The 17,791-nt window shown below is 60.2% G+C and carries 15 protein-coding genes; 12 read left to right on the top strand and 3 right to left on the bottom strand.

Translation table 11 applies throughout. The features are described from left to right. Positions 1-536 precede the first annotated feature (536 nt). Positions 537-3,197, top strand: a complete 2,661-nt coding sequence (locus ASD64_RS07935; RefSeq protein ID WP_156460066.1) for an EAL domain-containing protein — start codon at positions 537-539, stop codon at positions 3,195-3,197. Positions 3,198-4,143: 946 nt separating this feature from the next. Beyond that, the gene (locus ASD64_RS21480; RefSeq protein ID WP_056103365.1) at positions 4,144-4,407 is read left to right on the top strand and encodes a hypothetical protein; all 264 of its coding nucleotides are present in this window, start codon (positions 4,144-4,146) and stop codon (positions 4,405-4,407) included. 256 nt (positions 4,408-4,663) lie between these two features. Here the strand turns inward: ASD64_RS21480 and ASD64_RS07920 are convergent, their stop codons facing one another. Then, positions 4,664-6,784, bottom strand: coding sequence for a 4Fe-4S binding protein (locus ASD64_RS07920; protein ID WP_082549908.1), 2,121 nt, complete (start codon positions 6,782-6,784; stop codon positions 4,664-4,666). Positions 6,785-6,888: 104 nt separating this feature from the next. On the opposite strand from ASD64_RS07920, the gene ASD64_RS07915 reads away from it, so the two are divergent. The 10 genes from ASD64_RS07915 (at position 6,889) to ASD64_RS07870 (ending at position 16,208) form a co-directional block, all read left to right on the top strand. After that, positions 6,889-7,635 (top strand): biotin/lipoate--protein ligase family protein, encoded by a 747-nt coding sequence (locus ASD64_RS07915; RefSeq protein WP_056103363.1) that lies wholly within the window; start codon positions 6,889-6,891, stop codon positions 7,633-7,635. Then, positions 7,626-8,165: a DUF6505 family protein gene (locus ASD64_RS07910; RefSeq protein WP_056103360.1), complete on the top strand. Its 540-nt coding sequence runs from the start codon at positions 7,626-7,628 to the stop codon at positions 8,163-8,165. The genes ASD64_RS07915 and ASD64_RS07910 overlap by 10 nt, the downstream gene beginning before the upstream one ends. Further along, the gene (locus tag ASD64_RS07905; RefSeq protein WP_056103357.1) at positions 8,166-9,182 is read left to right on the top strand and encodes a DUF6352 family protein; all 1,017 of its coding nucleotides are present in this window, start codon (positions 8,166-8,168) and stop codon (positions 9,180-9,182) included. A gap of 9 nt (positions 9,183-9,191) precedes the next feature. Continuing rightward, entirely contained in the window at positions 9,192-9,704 is a 513-nt protein-coding gene (locus ASD64_RS07900; RefSeq protein WP_056103354.1) for a DUF3305 domain-containing protein, read from the top strand. Next, positions 9,701-10,408, top strand: a complete 708-nt coding sequence (locus ASD64_RS07895; protein ID WP_056103352.1) for a DUF3306 domain-containing protein — start codon at positions 9,701-9,703, stop codon at positions 10,406-10,408. Before ASD64_RS07900 ends, ASD64_RS07895 begins: the two co-directional genes overlap by 4 nt. Before the next feature lie 155 nt (positions 10,409-10,563). After that, positions 10,564-11,235 (top strand): molecular chaperone, encoded by a 672-nt coding sequence (locus tag ASD64_RS07890; RefSeq protein WP_056103349.1) that lies wholly within the window; start codon positions 10,564-10,566, stop codon positions 11,233-11,235. 44 nt (positions 11,236-11,279) lie between these two features. Further along, a complete protein-coding gene (locus ASD64_RS07885; RefSeq protein ID WP_056103347.1) occupies positions 11,280-11,489 on the top strand; it encodes a twin-arginine translocation signal domain-containing protein in 210 nt (69 codons plus the stop codon). 7 nt (positions 11,490-11,496) lie between these two features. Continuing rightward, entirely contained in the window at positions 11,497-14,415 is a 2,919-nt protein-coding gene (locus tag ASD64_RS07880; RefSeq protein ID WP_056103344.1) for a formate dehydrogenase subunit alpha, read from the top strand. Positions 14,416-14,428: 13 nt separating this feature from the next. Beyond that, positions 14,429-15,025 carry a formate dehydrogenase FDH3 subunit beta gene (gene fdh3B, locus ASD64_RS07875; RefSeq protein ID WP_056103341.1) on the top strand — a complete coding sequence of 199 codons (597 nt, stop codon included), beginning with the start codon at positions 14,429-14,431 and terminating at the stop codon, positions 15,023-15,025. A 160-nt stretch (positions 15,026-15,185) separates the two neighbouring features. Continuing rightward, on the top strand, positions 15,186-16,208 hold the full coding sequence (locus ASD64_RS07870) for a formate dehydrogenase subunit gamma (RefSeq protein ID WP_056103336.1): 1,023 nt from the start codon (positions 15,186-15,188) through the stop codon (positions 16,206-16,208). Positions 16,209-16,564: 356 nt separating this feature from the next. Here the strand turns inward: ASD64_RS07870 and ASD64_RS07865 are convergent, their stop codons facing one another. Then, positions 16,565-16,774 carry a hypothetical protein gene (locus ASD64_RS07865; protein WP_244480738.1) on the bottom strand — a complete coding sequence of 70 codons (210 nt, stop codon included), beginning with the start codon at positions 16,772-16,774 and terminating at the stop codon, positions 16,565-16,567. 82 nt (positions 16,775-16,856) lie between these two features. Then, a complete protein-coding gene (locus ASD64_RS07860) occupies positions 16,857-17,558 on the bottom strand; it encodes a hypothetical protein (protein ID WP_056103331.1) in 702 nt (233 codons plus the stop codon). Between the last annotated feature and the right edge of the window lie 233 nt (positions 17,559-17,791).

Raw genomic sequence — 17,791 nt, 5'->3', positions numbered from 1 at the left:
AAGGACGTCATGGCTGTCCCGATACAGCACAACGCACGACCGCGCGGCCATCTTCCGTTTCGCCATCGCGTCCGCAAGATTGACGAGCGGCCCGGTCGATGACTTGTCGGCGGGCAAAGGTCATATGGCTTTTCGAAACAGCGAGTGTCGATCTCGCCTATCTCGCCCCTTGGCGCGATGTGGCGTACCTGCAGTTGATCGTGTTTCCGGCCACGGAAGGCGATGAATCGGCCCCGATGACATGAACATCCGCGATGTCAGGACGACCATAGTACGTAGGCCGGCCACGGCTGTCTTGAGCCATTAGAATAACAGGAACTCCAAAGACTGGCGTGAAGCCGCTGATTGAGGAAGAAGATCAATAGTATGCCAGTAATTTATGCTTGCACGCCGGGAATTTCTACTTGAGGCCGTCAAACACGGTTTCCAGCTGTGGGTGGCCCTGCGGCGTTTGGGGAACCCTGCAAGGCTAATTTAAGTAAGATCTCAATAGAGTGGCCACATCACGCTAGAGTGTGTTTAAGATCAGCGGTACTATGCATCTTTCTATCGTCAGCTTCCGTCGTCTTTGGCCCGCCGTTGCGGCATGGTCAAACATCCCCGCGGCAATCGCGACGGTGGTGCTGGCCTTGGCTGCGCTTTTCGCCGATCACCAGAATAGGGTCTTATCCGAGCAGTCGCTGAGGACGGAGGTGGCAAGTCATGTCAATCTCATTCGCGCCAAGCTCGAGGGGAATATTAACGCCGACATCCAGCTGGTCCGCGGTCTTGTTGCGACAATCGTGACCGAACCCCACATGCAACAGGATCGCTTTGCACAACTTGCAGAAAACGTGTTTCGCGAACAGAGCCAACTCAGGAACATTGCCGGAGCGCCCGGCCTCGTTATCTCACTGATGTACCCTCTCGACGGGAACGAGAAAGCAGTAGGGCTGGATTACCGCAAAGACGAAAAGCAGCGGGAAGCCGCGTTGCGTGCGCGGGATTCACACGAAATGGTACTCGCTGGCCCGGTCGATCTGCGCCAAGGAGGTCAGGGATTTGTCGGACGGTTCCCCGTGTTCCTGAATCGCGGCCGCTCCGACGAGATTTTTTGGGGCGTGGTCTCTGCCGTCATTGATATGCACAAGCTGTATCGAAATTCTGGTCTCCTTGACGACAATTTGCCGATCGAAATCGCCTTGACCGGGAAAGACGCGCTGGGCGGTCGCGGCACCCGTTTCTACGGCGATGCCCGTATTGTTGAAGACAATCCGGTCACCGCGCAGATACTGCTCCCCACGGGTTCATGGCAACTTGCAGCCGTTCCCGTAGGCGGCTGGGACACGGCACGAGCCAACACCTGGCTGCTACGGGCGATCATGCTGGCCGGAGGCCTGCTGGTTGTCGGGCCAATCATGGTTGCCAGCGGTTTGTTCAGGGAAAGGCAAGAGCATTATCGCGAGTTGCACAACAGTGAGCAACGGCTGCGAAGGCTTTCGCGACGGCTGGAGCTGGCATTGGATGCATCGCAACTGGGCGCATGGGAACATGATCTGGAGACAAACGTCCTGTGGTGGGATGATCGTCTCAATGAGATTTACGGCAAACCCGCGAATGGAAAACCCAGGAGTTTTGAGGATTGGGCCGGTACGATACATCCCGCTGACCTGGAGCGGGCGAAAATCGACTTTGAACGCGGAGCAGCTTCCGGTTCTTACTCGTCGGAGTACCGGCTGCTGTTGCCAGACGGACAAATTCGGCATGTTCGCGCGCGGGCAATTCGTTATCAGGACGGCGACGAAACACCTAAGTTGGTCGGTGCGGACTGGGACGTCACGGCCGACATACTACTGACCCGCGAACTCGAAAGCGCCAAAAACCTGGCGGAAATCCGGAATGCGGAACTGGTCGAAGCCCAGTCACGTATTGAGCACGACGCCCTTCATGATTCTCTCACCGGCCTGCCAAATCGACGTTACCTGGATAGCGAGCTCAAGCGTACCGGTTCCTTCGAATCCGAGCAGACCGCCATCCTTCACATAGACCTCGATCGCTTCAAGCAGATTAATGACACACTAGGGCACGCAGCCGGCGACGCTATGTTGATCCATGCGGCTGCGATCCTGAAATCGGCCGTCAGGCCGGCTGATTTCGTCGCTCGTATCGGAGGCGACGAATTCGTCGTCTTATGTCGTTCAGGTCTTGATCCAAACCAGCTTGGAATGCTGGCGGACGAGATTATTTCGCAAATGCGCCAGCCAGTTAACTACCACGGCCATCAGTGCCGCTTTGGCGTCAGCATCGGCATTGCATTGGAGGCCGCGGATATGGCTGATCCGCGGCGCTTGCTGGTGAACGCAGATATCGCGCTTTACCGAGCAAAAAGCATGGGGCGCAACCGCCATGAGTTCTTCAGCGAAACACTTCAAGCCGAGATCGTAAGAACCAAACGCGTAGCTGACGAAATCCTTAGCGGTCTGGAACGCAATGAATTCTGCGCTCACTATCAATTACAGTTTGACGCAAGGACTTTGGAAATAGCCGGTGTTGAGGCTCTGGCCCGCTGGAACCATCCGCGCGAGGGACTGTTAACGCCGGACGCATTCCTGAACATAGCGGAAGAGCTAAACGTTGTTGCGGACATCGACCAAGTGATCCTGGAACAAACGCTGCACAATTTCGAGAAGTGGAGACTGGCAGGTCTGCCGATACCACGAACATCTGTAAATGTGTCGGCAAGGCGCTTGCGGGATGAAGAGCTGATCAAGAACCTGAGCCAGCTCGCCATTCCCTCTGGTTTGGTTTCATTCGAACTCGTCGAGTCGATCTTCCTTGATGAGAACGACGAAGCTGTCGTGAGGAATGTCGAGCAAATCAAGAAACTCGGCATCGACATCGAAATTGATGACTTTGGCACAGGCTATGCCTCGATCGTCAGCCTGCTTCGCCTTCAGCCACGTCGCCTCAAGATCGCTCGCCAACTTGTGATACCGATTGTGGAATCATCCAAGCAACGGCAAGTGGTCGCGTCGATCATCGAGATCGGCAAGTCTCTCGGCATCGAAGTTGTCGCCGAAGGCGTCGAGACCATGAAGCATGCCGAGACACTGCGAGATTTGGGCTGCGACCTATTGCAAGGTTTCGCATTAAGCCGGCCAATGAGTGAAACGGCTCTTGCCGAGTTCGCCTGCGCCAGGTACCGGCGCGCGATCTGACAAGAATCTATCAAGACCAAGCGCCGCCGCAATGCCATTCTGTGCACCTGTGGGAACCGGATATTCTATCGTTGCACATGGAGCCAGCAATATTCCGCCCCAGTTCGGCGGTCCGACGAATGGCCGCGTCTTCGCGCGGACAAACAATTTGCGGCCTTTGTTGATGGCCACCATTTGCGATTTCCTTCAAGGAAAAAAAGGCCGCAGCGAGAACGATTGACCCGATCAAGTCGGGAATAGGGGACTGCGGGTAAGCATCACCGGAACCAATCTGCTGATGGCTTGTTCTTTCAACGATGAGGACGCTTCAGAATGCAATCGTCGCCACGGTAGCCGTATTGGCTGGGTGTTCATCCGGCAGGATCAATGCAACGAATTTCGAAACAGCGTCTTGCCACGACCTCGATAACGCCGTTGGGCGCAATTCCAAAGAGATAAGCGCCGCCGCAATCAATCGCGGCAAGGTCGGTAAGCTCAGTTTTCCCTTTTGGGTTCCGGCCGGGCCCAAACTTGTTTCCGTAATCAAGGACCGGCAAACTGCCAACATTGCGAAGCTTCAGGCCGAGCAAATGGGGTTGGGTGCCGCACGAAAGCAGCGCTGCCGATAGGTTAAGCGAAAACCTCGTAGCGCACGCTCAGGCCGATCCCCAATGAAATCGTCGATCCCGCGGAGTCTTGTGAGGTAAACGGGCTGCCAAAGTCATTGAAACCCACGGCTGTTTCGCATGAATTGCTCGATCGCATCCAAATCGGTCGCCCAGCCTTGAAAGTCGCGACAAGCTATGCGCGAGCGAGGCGACCTTTTCCTCAGCATTGTCGCCGGCTGCTTGATCAGGCCTGTCTCGGTCGATGACAGCGGCGAGCCCGGCTGGTATCATGCAAAATCGGTCATTTCAGCGACGTCGAGGCCGGGGATCAACATAGACCCCTCCCCCGAATTGGGCCTATGCTGCGGTTTGTGCTGCGTGTGGGAGGGTATCTGTCATGCCCCAACTATGTTGCCAGACAGAAGGCCAAGCGCGCCGCGGTCGCGCAGACCAAACTGCAACTCTTGATCAGTGCGAAGCGGTTCAAAACTGGAGCTGAACCCAAATACAGAGTTCTGGTTCGTGGGAAGTACCACGATGTTGGGCCGCGTGCCCTCACCTTTTTGCAGGCGGGCAGGACGCCGAATGCAATAGGATTGACGCCGATCGACGAGGACGAGTGACATCGGGCAGCCTCCTTCCCCATTTTGAACATGCCGGTCGGGACGTTTGTGCCCGCCGCGGCGAAGGAGCCGACAGGCAAATCAGTTCCGGCGTAAGTTCCCCATGTTGTATAAGGCAGTCGCTTGGACGATACCGGCTGAGGCAACGACGATTAATGATGCGAACTCCCTGCGCCCGAGAGGGTGATTACGCGCGCGCCAGTTACCAAAAGATGGAGATCGGCCCCCACGCGGCCTCAGGTCTTGTGCTCGGCAATTAGCCCGGATTTGTCTCATTGGTGCTGACGTCGGACAACGCTTCGGCAACATCTGAATCTGCCGATAAGTAGCCTGTTTGCGAAACCCGCTTGTTTGCCAACGCGTCGCGCGCCCTCAAATAATCCTCCGTCGTTCGCGGAGCAGGGCGGCCTGACGCTTCGTAAGGGTCGAAACCTTCGTTCATGACCGCTTCGACACGACAGTTATCGCACATGCGCACGACGTCGAGCCGCTTTGCATTCTCGCCGGAAAACATCCAGTGCTTGTCTTCCAGCTTGGCCACGATGCGCTCGACGGTGCTTTTCGTCCCGAACGGCGTGTCGCAGCGGATGCAATGGAAGGGCTCCTCCTGCTTGATCACCCGGGGCGGCGCTTTCCAGGCGTGGAAGTCCAGTTGTGGCTCGAGCGTGATGGCCCTTTCCGGACAAGTCGAGGCGCAGAGCCCGCACTGGACGCAGGCGCTCTCGGTAAAATACAGGGCCGGCTTTTCCTCGCTGTCGGAAAGCGCGCCCGTTGGACAGGCCGACACGCATGAAAGGCACAGCGTGCAGGCTGCGACATTGACGTCGAGCCCGCCAAACGGCGCGTCCACCGGTAATTGTGTGCGCGCTACAGGTGTTGGTGCGGCCTCGTACAGTTCGATCACCGAGTTTTTCAGCAGACTGCGTTTGTCACCGAGCGGCAGGAAGGTCGCGGGCTTTCGCTGGGGCGCATCCGGTGTCATCTGGCCCAGCGCCGCTTCCAGAATATCGGGATCGTTCGCTTCGATCACGCCGCAGACATCTTCTCCGTAACCCAGTGCTTTTCCAAGAAGATTGGCGATAGTGACGTTTCTGGCGAGGCCAGTCAGGTCGTGTTTGGCCTTGGACGAAGCAAGCGCCCTAACCGCCACCGCCCCCCAGGCGACGGGCGCCGTCCACGCTTCGACCCCTAATTGCGTTATTTCTTTCACGGCGACCGGCAGCACATTGGCGGGCAGCCCTGGGCCGAAGCGCGCCAGCGCATCGATGAGTGGTTCGCCATGATCGCCATCATGAAACAGCACGATCGGATTGCTGCCACCTGCTTGTCGAAAGGTGAGCAGCAGCGTGCGCAGCCGCCGGAGTTGGGCTTGCGCATCCGGGAATGCGTAGGCGGCGGCGCCGGTCGGACACACGGCCGCGCAACTGCCGCAGCCGGCGCAGATGTCCGCATCGATCGCGACATGGTCGCCGGCGGACGTGATTGCACCCGTCGGGCATAGGTCGAGGCAACGCGTACAGCCGGTGATATGCGAGCGCGAATGAGCACACAGATCGGCGGAAAAATCGATGTAACGGGGCTTGTCGAATTCCCCGACGAAACCGGTGGCCTTGGCGATCGCGGAAGCGAGGCCGGCGCGGTCAGCAGGATCGGCCCTGAGATAACCGGCGCGCAGTTCGTGGGCCGGAAACAGGGGAGCGTTGCCAGAAAGGTCGAGAATTACTTCCGCTTCCGATAGCGCGCCATCGCGCGGTACGCCGAAGCGGAGGCGCTCGCGCGACGACGGCGATGGAATCGCGAAGTTGTCGACCGTCAGTTCGAAGGCGCCCAGATGACCGCGCGCATTGCGGATCGTGCCCTGAACGACGGGGAAATCCCACACGCGATTGGGTACGACATCGTCCGGCCGGCTCAGCAGTACCGTGACATCCATCGTGTCGGCAAGTTGCCGTCCAGTTTCGATCGCCGCGTCGTCCCGGCCATACACGAGCACCACGCCGTTGCTGGCTAGCGTAACGTTTGCTGGCGAATTAACCGGTTCAGCCGCCATCGCCACGAGTGCCGCTGCCTTCGGTCCGGCGAATTCGCCTTGTTTCGACCAGCCTGCCGTCTCGCGGATATTGGCAAAAGCAAGCTCGCCCGCAAAACCGACAGCCTGTGCAACCTCAAGGAAAAGCGGCGCTTGCTGCGTGCAGGCAATCGTAACGGCTTCGCCCGCGCTCAACGCGCTTTTGACGCGTTCGAGTTCGGCGCCGCAGAACTGATTGCCGGATTGGACCTGGGCTCTCGCGCATCCACCGGCCACGCTGTCGCCGAAGTCCGGCATGCTGCGTTCACAGGAGCAAACGAAGACCGTGCGTGGTTTGTCCGGGTTCATGGCTTTCCTCCCCGCATCGCTGCGACGCCAACTGCGGTAGCGTCTCCACCCGGGACGCATTATAAGGACAAAAGGCCCGCCGTCATCAGAAATGGACCGGCATCATGTTTCAGCACGTTTCGGTGACAGACGACCCTATCGACCTGCCGCCGCCCTACAGCCTCATCATGTTGCGCGAATCCGGCGATGCTTTCGCGCATGCTTGCGCAATTGCCGAAGAACGAGGGGCCGGAACGCTGGTATGGGTGCGCCGCCAGGACATGGTCGAATTCGCGGTCGTTCTGGAGCCCGAAATTCCGCTCGCGCAGGCGCGCCTGGCCATCTATGCCGGCATGAACGCGCTAGCCGATGCGCTCGCCACGCATGCGCCGCCGTCGCGCCCTGTCTCCTTCGACTGGCCGGACGCTATCCGCGTCGACGGGGTTCTGGTTGGCGGTGGACGGCTGGCCTGGCCTGAGGGAACGGGCGAGGGCGAGATACCCGCCTGGGTCGTCTTCTCGGCCATGATCCGAACTTCGGCCGTCCGCGTCGACGAGGCTGGTCTGCGGCCGCTGTTCGGGGCGCTCGACGAACTGGGCTTCGAAGCCATCGACGCCGGCGGGATAGTCGCCAACTTTTCGCGCCACCTGATGGTTGGGTTCGACGAATGGAAGGAGACCGGCTTTGCGCCGCTCGCCAGGCGCTGGCTGGACCGCGTGTCGCCGGGGGGGCGTGATGCGCGGATCGCCGACAACGGGGATCGGCTGGTTCAGGCGACACCCGGTCAGGTACCCGCCACAAGGCAAAATCTGGCGGAGGCGCTTGCGTCGTGCTCCTGGCTCGATCCCGCGACGGAAATGCCATGGCTTTGAAACTGCCACGGACCATTCGCCTCGACCCTTCCGATACGTTCGTCTATTCGCGCGCCGCCGAGCCCGGCGAATGGGCGGTAGCGGGCACATTCCTTTTCTTCAACACCGACCCCGACACCCTCACCGGCAAGGGACGACAGGCTTTTCGAGCCGGCATCCTCGGTATCGACAGCTTCGGCTGGTCCACCCTTGCGGTCGTGACCGAGGCAAGCGCGCAGGAACGCGCGGCGGCAGTCGAGCGGCTGGCCGAACAGCTTGTCGCGCAGTGCGGGGCACCCGATCTCGATACAGCACGCCCGGCCGCTGAAGAAGAAATCGCTTTTGCGCAATCGCTTTGCGATCACCCACCTAACACCCTGCTTGCCCTCCACCGCGCCAGCGAGCAGACTGGCATCCGGGAGTCGTTTCGCACCCTTCATCAGAAGGTGAGCCGGCTCGACATGGCGACGGCATTCCGCGTCATCGAGATCGACGAGGAAGACGGTCCCATGGAAGAACTCGATATCCGGGCGTTGACGGGAAAGCACTAAGTGAAGGATTTCTGGATTTCTTCGGGCCACCATCTCCTTGATCGGGATGTGGCAGGCCGGCTTGTTTTGACCGATGCCTTCCTCAAGGCTTATCTGGCGCGGCCAGAATTGCTTCCGCCGGAAGAGGCGTGTGAGGCGGAATTGCTATTGCACCATGAGCTTCTGATGCACCATCCGCGACGCCCGGTCAGGCAGGGCGAGATTGACGCGCTGGACGACCCGGATGCACGGGAGAACTGGGCGTTCATGATCTCCTTTCGTGACCGGCTCCTCTCCGCGCCCTCGCTTGAGGCCGCCTATCTGCAACTGGCGCGCGGTTCGGCGGCCGATACACCTCCGCTTTTCATAAACCAGCTTGCGCAGGTGGTGCTGCGCAATGCGCTCGACGGCATAAACGACCCCGCCGTCTTACGTGCGGCCGAACTGTTCTATCGCGCACAAAGGGCAAGCTTCCACGAAGGAGCGCTGCTGCTTGCCGATGCGGAAACCATTGAGGTCCATGAGCAGAACCGCCGCGCCTCCCCGCTCTTGAACATGCTCGGAGGTCCGGCCGTTACCGAACTCGAGATCCTTGAGGAGGAAAATGCCGACAGCTATTTCGGCAGAAGCGACGCCTTCGACATGGTGCTCCGTCTCGGGTCGGCCGACAGCGCGGCGCGGCGCGGCATCGCCACCGCTATGGAAGCCTGGATACGGCATCTGCTCGCCGTTGAGGTGACGATCGAACCGGTCCAGCGGATAGAGGACGACAATTGGGCGTGGTTCGTCGGCCTGGATGCTGAGGCGACGCGCATCGGCAATGCGCTGTGGCGAGGCGAGGACCTCGACCCCGAGACGGCGGAGCAGATCATAGCGCTGTTTCGGCTCAGTTTTTCCGACATTGGCGAAGTCAGCCCCGAAGTGGGTACGCAGCCGATTTGGCTGATCCTGGCGATGACGCCCGACCGAACGATCCGCATGAAGCCGCAAAATCTCATTGTCGGCCTGCCGCTTCGGGCCACAGCGCCGGCGAACTAGGAGCGCTTGATGGTACGGGAAACGGTAGAAATTGGTGTCGTCGTGGAGCGGCGGACTCTGGACAACCCGTGGGTCGATCACGCCTGGATGCCTGTTGCAGCGCTGGTGGGAGCTCCTGCGGCGACGCCATGGACGGTCCTGGAACAGACGGCTAAGCTTGTACGGTATTATGCGGGAACGTTCGCGATCGAATTCTTCGGAACGGACACGACGATGTACAGGGAAAATCTGCGTTCGCAACGGCCCAGCCTTTGGATCGCGCTGCGGCACACAGATGCGGCTCCCGGCGTCGTGGTGCGTCTGGTGACCGCGGATTCATCCGAAGCCGAGGCGCTGACGGCGACCAACACGGACATCGTCGATGCCGTTTCGATGCCGGTCGAGATACAAAAGCGCCTTGCCGCATTCGTCGACGCTCACCATGTCGAACGACCATTCGTCAAGCGTAAGCGCGACCGGGCAGACCCGGAAGCCATGGCCAGGCGAGGCCCTGGTTCAGATCACAGGGACGACGAGGAATGACCGGCGGCAACGACAATATTCTTGCCCGCTGGTCGCGCCGCAAACTGGCCAAGCTACTCGATGAAGCGCCCGCGTCCCATGAAGCAGAACATGAGCCCGACGAGATCACGGCAGCAGACGGCGCGCCCGTTTCCCAGCCCAGCCCGTCCGAAACGGAAGCAGAGGAGCTTGACGCGGAGGTGGTGGAGCCTCTTCCGCGCGTCGAAGACCTGACGGCCGAAAGCGACGTTACGGCTTTCCTGAAGAAAGGCGTTCCGATGGAGCTGAAGCAGGCTGCCTTGCGCAGGATATGGTCGCTCGACTCCGGAATCCGCGACTATGTAGGCCCCTCGGAAAATGCCTGGGACTTCAACCAGCCAGGCTCGATGGCGGGGTTCGGCCCGCTCGACGCCAAGAAAGCGGTCGTCAGTTTCCTGTCGAAAGCAGCGCACGCCATCGACAGCGTTGCGCAACCGCTCGAAGCCGCGCCGACGGTCGATCTGTTGCAGGACCAGCCCCGCGACGCAGCACCCACCGTGGAGAAACCGGAGGCTTCGCCCGCGGTCGAACTGCCTGGAGCGGAGCCATTACCTGTCGTCGCAGGAGCAGGTGTCAGCTTGTCGGTCGAAGGAGAGGCACACTCGCCTTTGCCGGACGGGAGCAGTTCATTCCAGCTTCCCGAGACCTTCGCCCGGCCCCGCCACGGCGGGGCGATGCCGCGCTGACCGGCATTCGCCGAAAGGATTTAGGGAGGGTAAGAAATCAAAGAGACGTCATATGCAGCCATATGCAATAGCCTGCAAGACTGGACTGTTGCATTCACTGGCTGTCTGGTTACTATGGGTGACCCAATCGCAGGCAACGCAGTCAAGGTCAGACAATGAACCCAGACTTGCCTTTAGGTCAGGCACCGGAACGGTCGGATGAAGCGAATGCTTCGACCTTCGGCGTAAGCACGACTGTTCTCGACGACATCGACAAGGCCCGGTCGGACGAATATGCCCTTCTCGCCTCGCTGTTGGTCACGCCGCCCGATAGCAGCCAACTCTCTCGGCTTTCATGTTTGCAAGACAACGGCGATACGCCGCTTGGCCGCGCCCACAATGCACTTGCACAGGCAGCGGCATCGACCTCCCCGGCGGCGGTCAAGCGCGAATATTTCGAGCTGTTTATCGGCGTGGGACGCGGCGAGATTCTTCCCTACGCGTCCTATTACCTCACCGGTTTCCTCAACGAGCGGCCGCTTGCGCGCCTGCGCGCAGACATGATCCGCTTCGGCATCGCGCGCGCCGATGGCCATTGCGAACCTGAGGATCATCTCGGCAGCATATGCGAGATGATGAGCGGCTTTGCCAGTAATCGCTTCAGTATTTCAGGCGGTGACGAGCAGACTTTCTTCGAGCGCCATGTCGAGCCGTGGGCCGCGCGTATCTTCAGTAATCTGGAAAGCGCGAAAGCCGCCAAATTCTACCGCTCGGTCGGCACGGTCGGTCGGCTTTTCATCGAGATCGAAAGCGAAGCGTTCGCCATGGAGGCGCGACGAAGCGCATAGACGCATGCCGAGGCGCAATGCCCCGCTAGTTGGGAGGGTGGAAGATGCAGGATAAGCAGCAGGCGGCATTGAGCCGGCGCAACTTCCTTAGGGCATTCGGAGGTGCATCGACAGCCGCTGTCGCGACGGTCGCGCTCACCCCCACCGAGGCGCTTGCCTATGGTCCCGGCCAGGAGGAGATGCGGGCTCGCTACCAGGAAACGGATCACATCAAGGCCTACTATCGCGTCAATCGCTATCCCGAGCACAAGTGAGGTTGCCATGCTGACGAAGCGCAAGAGTGGACAGGCAAGCCGCACGCGACTGCAGGCTCTCACCGGTGGCCTGGCGGCCGCCTCCATGGATCGACGTACATTCCTGCGCCGCTCCGGCCTCACTGCTGGCGGCCTGGCGTCGCTGGGTGCGTTCCATCTCGGCACGGTCAAGGCCGCCGATATCAGCCCGCCGCAGCCGGGCGTGCCGATCGAACTCAAGAAGAGCATTTGTACCCATTGCTCGGTGGGATGCACCGTAACGGCCGAGATTCAGAACGGCGTCTGGACCGGCCAGGAGCCCTCCTGGGACAGCCCCTTCAACCGCGGCTCGCATTGCGCCAAGGGCGCCAGCGTGCGCGAACTCGTGCACAGCGACCGCCGCCTGAAATACCCCATGAAGCTCGTCGACGGCCAATGGGAGCGCACCACCTGGGACGAGGCGATCAACGGCATCGGCGATAAGCTTCTAGAAATTCGTAAGAAGTCCGGACCGGAATCTACCTACTGGATGGGATCGGCGAAATTCTCCAACGAAGGCACCTATCTGTTCCGCAAACTCGCCGCTCTGTGGGGGACGAACAACCAGGACCACCAGGCGCGCATCTGCCATTCGACGACGGTTGCCGGCGTAGCCAACACCTGGGGCTACGGGGCGATGACCAATTCATACAACGATATAAGAAACTCCAAGACGATGCTTGTCCTGGGCGGGAATCCGGCCGAGGCGCATCCGGTCGCCATGCAGCACCTGCTCGAGGGCAAAGAACTCAACAACGCCAACCTCATCGTCATGGACCCGCGCTTCACCCGCACGGCAGCTCATGCCACGGAATACGCCCGCTTCAGGTCCGGCACCGACATCGCCCTGCTCTGGGGGATGCTGTGGCACATCTTCGAAAACGGCTGGGAGGACAAGGAATTTATTGCCCAGCGCGTCTACGGGATGGACGAGGTCCGAAAGGAGGTGGCGAAGTACACCCCGGACGAGGTCGAAACGATCACCGGTGTGCCCGGCGACCAGCTGAAGCGCATCGCCGAGACCTTCGCTACCCAAAAGCCGGCAACGATTATCTGGTGCATGGGCCAGACGCACCACACCGTCGGAACGGCCAATACGCGGGCGAGTTGCATCCTGTGCCTCGCCACCGGCAATGTCGGCAAACCGGGCACCGGCGCCAATATCTTCCGCGGCCACGACAACGTTCAGGGCGCGACGGATATCGGACTCGATGTCGTCACCCTGCCGTTCTATTACGGGCTGACGGAAGGCGCTTGGAAGCATTGGGGACGCGTCTGGGAGATTCCCTATAACGACCTAGTGGGCCAATTCTCTTCCAAAGAACTGATGGAAACACCCGGCATCCCGTTGACCCGATGGTTCGATTCGGTTTCGCTGGCGAAGGAAGACATCGACCAGCCCGACATCATGCGGTCGATGTTTGTACAGGGCCACGCCAGCAACAGTATCACGCGCATACCAGAATCGATCGAGGGGCTCGCCGGGCTTGAGTTGCTCGTCGTGGCCGATCCCCACCCCACGACCTGGGCCTCGCTCGCGGTAAAGGCGGGACGCAAGGACAACACCTATCTGTTGCCAGTCTGCACGCAATTCGAAACCTCGGGGTCGCGGGTTGCCTCCAACCGCGCGCTCCAATGGGGTGAGCAGATCGTTGCGCCAAGCTTCGAGCAGAAGGACGACTACCAGGTCCTTTACCTGCTGTCGAAGAAGCTTGGGCTTGCCGACTGGATGTTCAAGAACATCAAGGTCGAAGGCGACCGGCCGGTGCCCGAGGACGTGTTGCGCGAGATGAACCGCGGCAGCTGGTCGACCGGCTATTGCGGCCAGTCGCCAGAGCGGCTCAAGGCGCATATGCGCAACCAGCACAAATTCGACCTCCTCACACTGCGCGCGCCGAAGGACGACCCGGAGGTCGGCGGCGATTATTACGGCCTGCCCTGGCCGTGCTGGGGTAAGCCGGAGATCCGCCACCCCGGAACCTCCAACCTTTACAGTACCGGCCTGCATGTCATGGATGGCGGCAGCCCGTTCCGCGCCCGCTTCGGCGTCGAACGAAACGGCGAAACGCTGCTCGCCGAAGGCTCCTACACGAACGGGTCCGAACTCACCGACGGCTATCCGGAATTCACCATGGCCGTACTCCAGAAGCTCGGCTGGGATCGGGACCTGACCGCGGAAGAACTGAGCGTCATCCAGCCGATCGGCGACGACATGGGCGACATCGGCAAGGTGTCGTGGTCTACCGACCTGTCCGGCGGCATCCAGCGCGTGGCGCTCCGCCATGGCTGTCATCCCTACGGCAACGGCAAGGCAAGGGCGCTGGCCTGGAACCTGCCGGACCCGGTGCCGATTCATCGCGAGCCGATCTACACGCCCAAGGTGGACCTTGTCGCAAAATATCCAACCTATCCGGACGCCAAGCAGTTCCGCCTGCCGAATATGGGCTTCAGTGTGCAAAAGGCGGCTGTCGACAACGGCACTGCCAAATCGTTCCCGATCATCCTGACGACGGGCCGGCTTGTCGAATACGAGGGCGGCGGCGAGGAAACCCGCTCGAACCGATGGCTCGCCGAGTTGCAGCAGGACATGTTCGTCGAGATCAACCCTGACGATGCCGCCTCGCGCGGGATCAACGATGGAGGTTGGGTCTGGGTAAGCGGGGCCGAAAACAACGTCAAGGCAAAAGTGAAAGCCCTTGTCACCGAGCGCGTCGGCAAGGGGGTCGCGTTCATGCCCTTCCACTTCGGCGGCTGGTTCCAGGGCGAGGACCTGCGGACCAATTATCCCGAGGGGACCGATCCTTACGTTCTCGGCGAGAGTGCCAACAGCATCACCACCTATGGCTACGATCCGGCGACGGGCATGCAGGAGCCGAAGGTCACGCTTTGCCAGATCGCGGCGGTGTAGGGGAGGAACGAGAATGGCGCGGATGAAATTCCTGTGCGACGCGGATCGGTGCATCGAGTGCAACGCCTGCGTCACCGCCTGCAAAAACGAAAACGACGTGCCGTGGGGCATCAACCGGCGCCGCGTCGTCACCGTCAACGACGGCAAGCCGGGCGAACGTTCCGTCTCGATGGCCTGCATGCACTGCACCGACGCGCCTTGCGCGGCGGTGTGCCCGGTCGATTGCTTTTATACGACGGCGGACGCGGTGGTGCTGCACTCGAAGGATTTGTGCATCGGTTGCGGCTACTGTTTCTACGCCTGCCCGTTCGGCGCACCGCAATATCCACGCGTCGGCAATTTCGGCTCGCGCGGCAAGATGGACAAATGCACCTTCTGCGCAGCTGGGCCGGAGCAGGATTCCCCCGAGATCGAATACCAGAAATACGGCGCCAACCGGCTGGCCGAAGGCAAGCTGCCGCTCTGCGCGGAAATGTGTTCTACGAAATCGCTGCTTGCCGGTGATGGCGAGATCATTGCCGAGATCTACAAGGAACGAGTGACGCAGCGGGGCTATGGCTCGGGCGCATGGGGCTGGCGGACAGCCTATCGGGAGACGGTCGGAGTTTAGAGCGCCCTGCGTCCTTTCGGACGCAAAGGACGCTCCAGCAATTTGATCTTGCATCGGGGCAAGCGGGAAGCCGGCTCTCCGGTCGGCCCGATACTCCAGCAGTTCAGGCAGCGGGTGCCGGTTGGACCCGCAGCGAAACAAGTTCGGGAGGACGGAGCAAATGCGGATCTGGAGCCTTGATCGATTGATTTCGCCGGTTGTCGCAGCATTCATTCTGGCTCTTGGGCTGCTGGTGGCTCCTGCGTGGGCGCAGAACACAACGGCCAACGCCCCCGCCGCGCAGGCGGTGAGCGAACAGCAGCTTCTCGATGAACTCGGCAAGATCCAGGGCCGCATCACCATACCGGACCAGAAAGCCGCGACCTTGCAACAACCCCAGGGCCGCGACTATCAGAGCTTCCAGCGAAGCACGTTGCCGTGGGTCGGTGCCGTCGCCATTATCGGTATGCTGCTTGCGATCGCGCTTTTCTTCTTCATCAGGGGCCGGGTGCGGACCCAAGCGGGTGAATCGAGGCAAAAGATCCTCCGGTTCAATGCGCTGGAACGCCTCATGCACTGGACAACCGCAACGGCCTTTATCGTCCTTGCGATCACCGGTTTGAACCTCATTTTCGGCCGGCGTCTGGTGCTCCCGTTGATCGGACCGGAGGCATTCTCGACCTGGTCGAGTTGGAGCAAATATGCGCATCACTTCGTCTCCTGGGCGTTCATGCTCGGCGTATTGGTGATGCTGGTAGTGTGGGTTTGGTACAACCTCCCGGACCGCTACGATGCGAACTGGATAAAGTCCGCCGGTGGACTTTTGGACAAATCGAACAGGACGCATCCGCCGGCAGGCCGCTTCAACACAGGGCAGAAGCTCGTCTTCTGGTCAGTCGTGCTGGGCGGAATTTCCCTGTCTGTCTCAGGCATCTACATGCTGTTTCCCTTCGCCTTCACCGACATAAACGGCATGCAGACGGCGCAATATGTTCATGCCATCATTGGCGTCCTCATGGTCGCGGTTATCATAGCGCATATCTATATCGGCACGCTCGGCATGGAAGGCGCCTATGAGGCAATGGGCTCCGGCACGGTGGACCTGAACTGGGCCAAGGAACACCACAGCGCCTGGGTCGAGGAGCAGCAAGAAAAGGTCGGCGGTCGGACGCCGCCACATACAGCCGCCGAGCCGGCAGAATAGACGACCGACCTGGCGCAAGTAAACATCGCATCGAGCAGTTGCGGTCATAGCCGGTTTCATCTTCGATGACGAAAAGAGACCCGGAAACGGGCCGTACCTTTCCGGTGAGGCCCGTTTCGTTGCGATCCGTTTCGGCGCGGGGCCATCGATCAGGGCCGAAATTTGTGATCCAGCATCGCATCATCGTTGAGTGGTGCGGTAGCGACGTCGTCGGTCACGTCCATGCGTAAAACGCGCAGGCGGAGCATCCATGCAATCCAACTCTGTGTCGCTGAAAAGTTGAAGTATCGGGCCGAAAAGTGGGATCGACTTTCGGTCCGATCTCAATCGAACTGTTAGCGTGTCCTTCTGCGCTCTTAAGAGGGCGTTTTCTCGCTATCGCCCGAAAGAACGTTCCCGAGGTCGCCCGTCCAGTTCTGCCCGACGAGGTTGTGACCAGGGTCGCTAACCCTTGTGCTTTCGGTGCTGTAGGCCTGCCAGGCCTGCTGTTCGGGCTGTACATTCAGAAAAAAATAGCCAGTGCCAAAAGCGATTGCCCCTGTAACGACGATTCCCGACAAGATCATGCCCAAATCCGACCTCCTCTTTCTTGGTTGTCCGTCAAGACAGCCCGGTCGGGCTGCCATCGCTCCGTGGTCTTCGTTTCACCTACTCGTCGCCTGCCGGCACCGCACTCCCAGAAGGTTCGGTCGACACGCCCGATTTCGGCTGATGCTGCAAATCCAACGCCGCCAATGCAATGAGCGGCGGCGGCATGGAGACGCCAGCCACTCTCATTTTACGGGCCATCTTTTGGCATTGCGCGATATCATCTACGTCGGCGAGTTGCTGGGCCGCCTCCATCGTCAGCACGGACTCCCTGGGCGTGCTTGTCACATCGGCGGGGGGCGTGGGTGCCGACCGTGATTCTTTCTGAGGCGCATTGGCAACAGACCCGGAATTGGCGTTGTCTTTGCTCGGCTCCGGCGCATCGGTTGCGACACCCTTCTGTCCGGTAACCGCCTGTGCAGAATTCGACCCGCTGTCACCCAAAACAGCCTTGTTGTTGTCGGTCGTGCCAGCCAAAGCGGACGAACCCTGCGGGTTAGATGCAGATTGCGAAGATGCTGCCTGTTGAGCGCCGGTCGTCGCCGGTTTCGCCGCCCCGGGCGCTACCGCCGCTTCTGGAGGAGTTTTCATGAAGACAAGGATTTCCTGACACAGATCGGCCGGGCCGCCTTGTTGCGCGACGGGCTTTTGAACGGCAGGCGAAGCAGCTTCGGGAGACGCCGGCTGTGGTGTCGTGCTCGTCTGGGCCAGACAAGTCGAAACCGAGAGTGCGAACACGCCCGCAAGAATGATTTCTCTCATCGCTAGCTCCTTGGCTTATTGCAGCGATCGCAGCATTCTATGCTTTAAGGTGCAGGATCATCGCGCGTCTTGCAAGTTCGAACCTAATGCTTGGCAAGGGCTTAAGTTCCATTTGCCGTGCGCGGAACCATTGGTTTGTTGGTTTCCACGCGGAACTGAGCCGGTTTTTCCACCGAGAAGTGAGCCACCTCTGAGTATGGTTTTCTGATCAGGGTTTGGTCAAGGGATTGGCC

The sequence above is a fragment of the Mesorhizobium sp. Root157 genome, assembly GCF_001427385.1.
GTDB lineage: Bacteria > Pseudomonadota > Alphaproteobacteria > Rhizobiales > Rhizobiaceae > Mesorhizobium.
The sequence above is the reverse complement of the archived record's forward strand: the minus strand, read 5'-3'. Positions and strand labels throughout refer to the sequence as shown.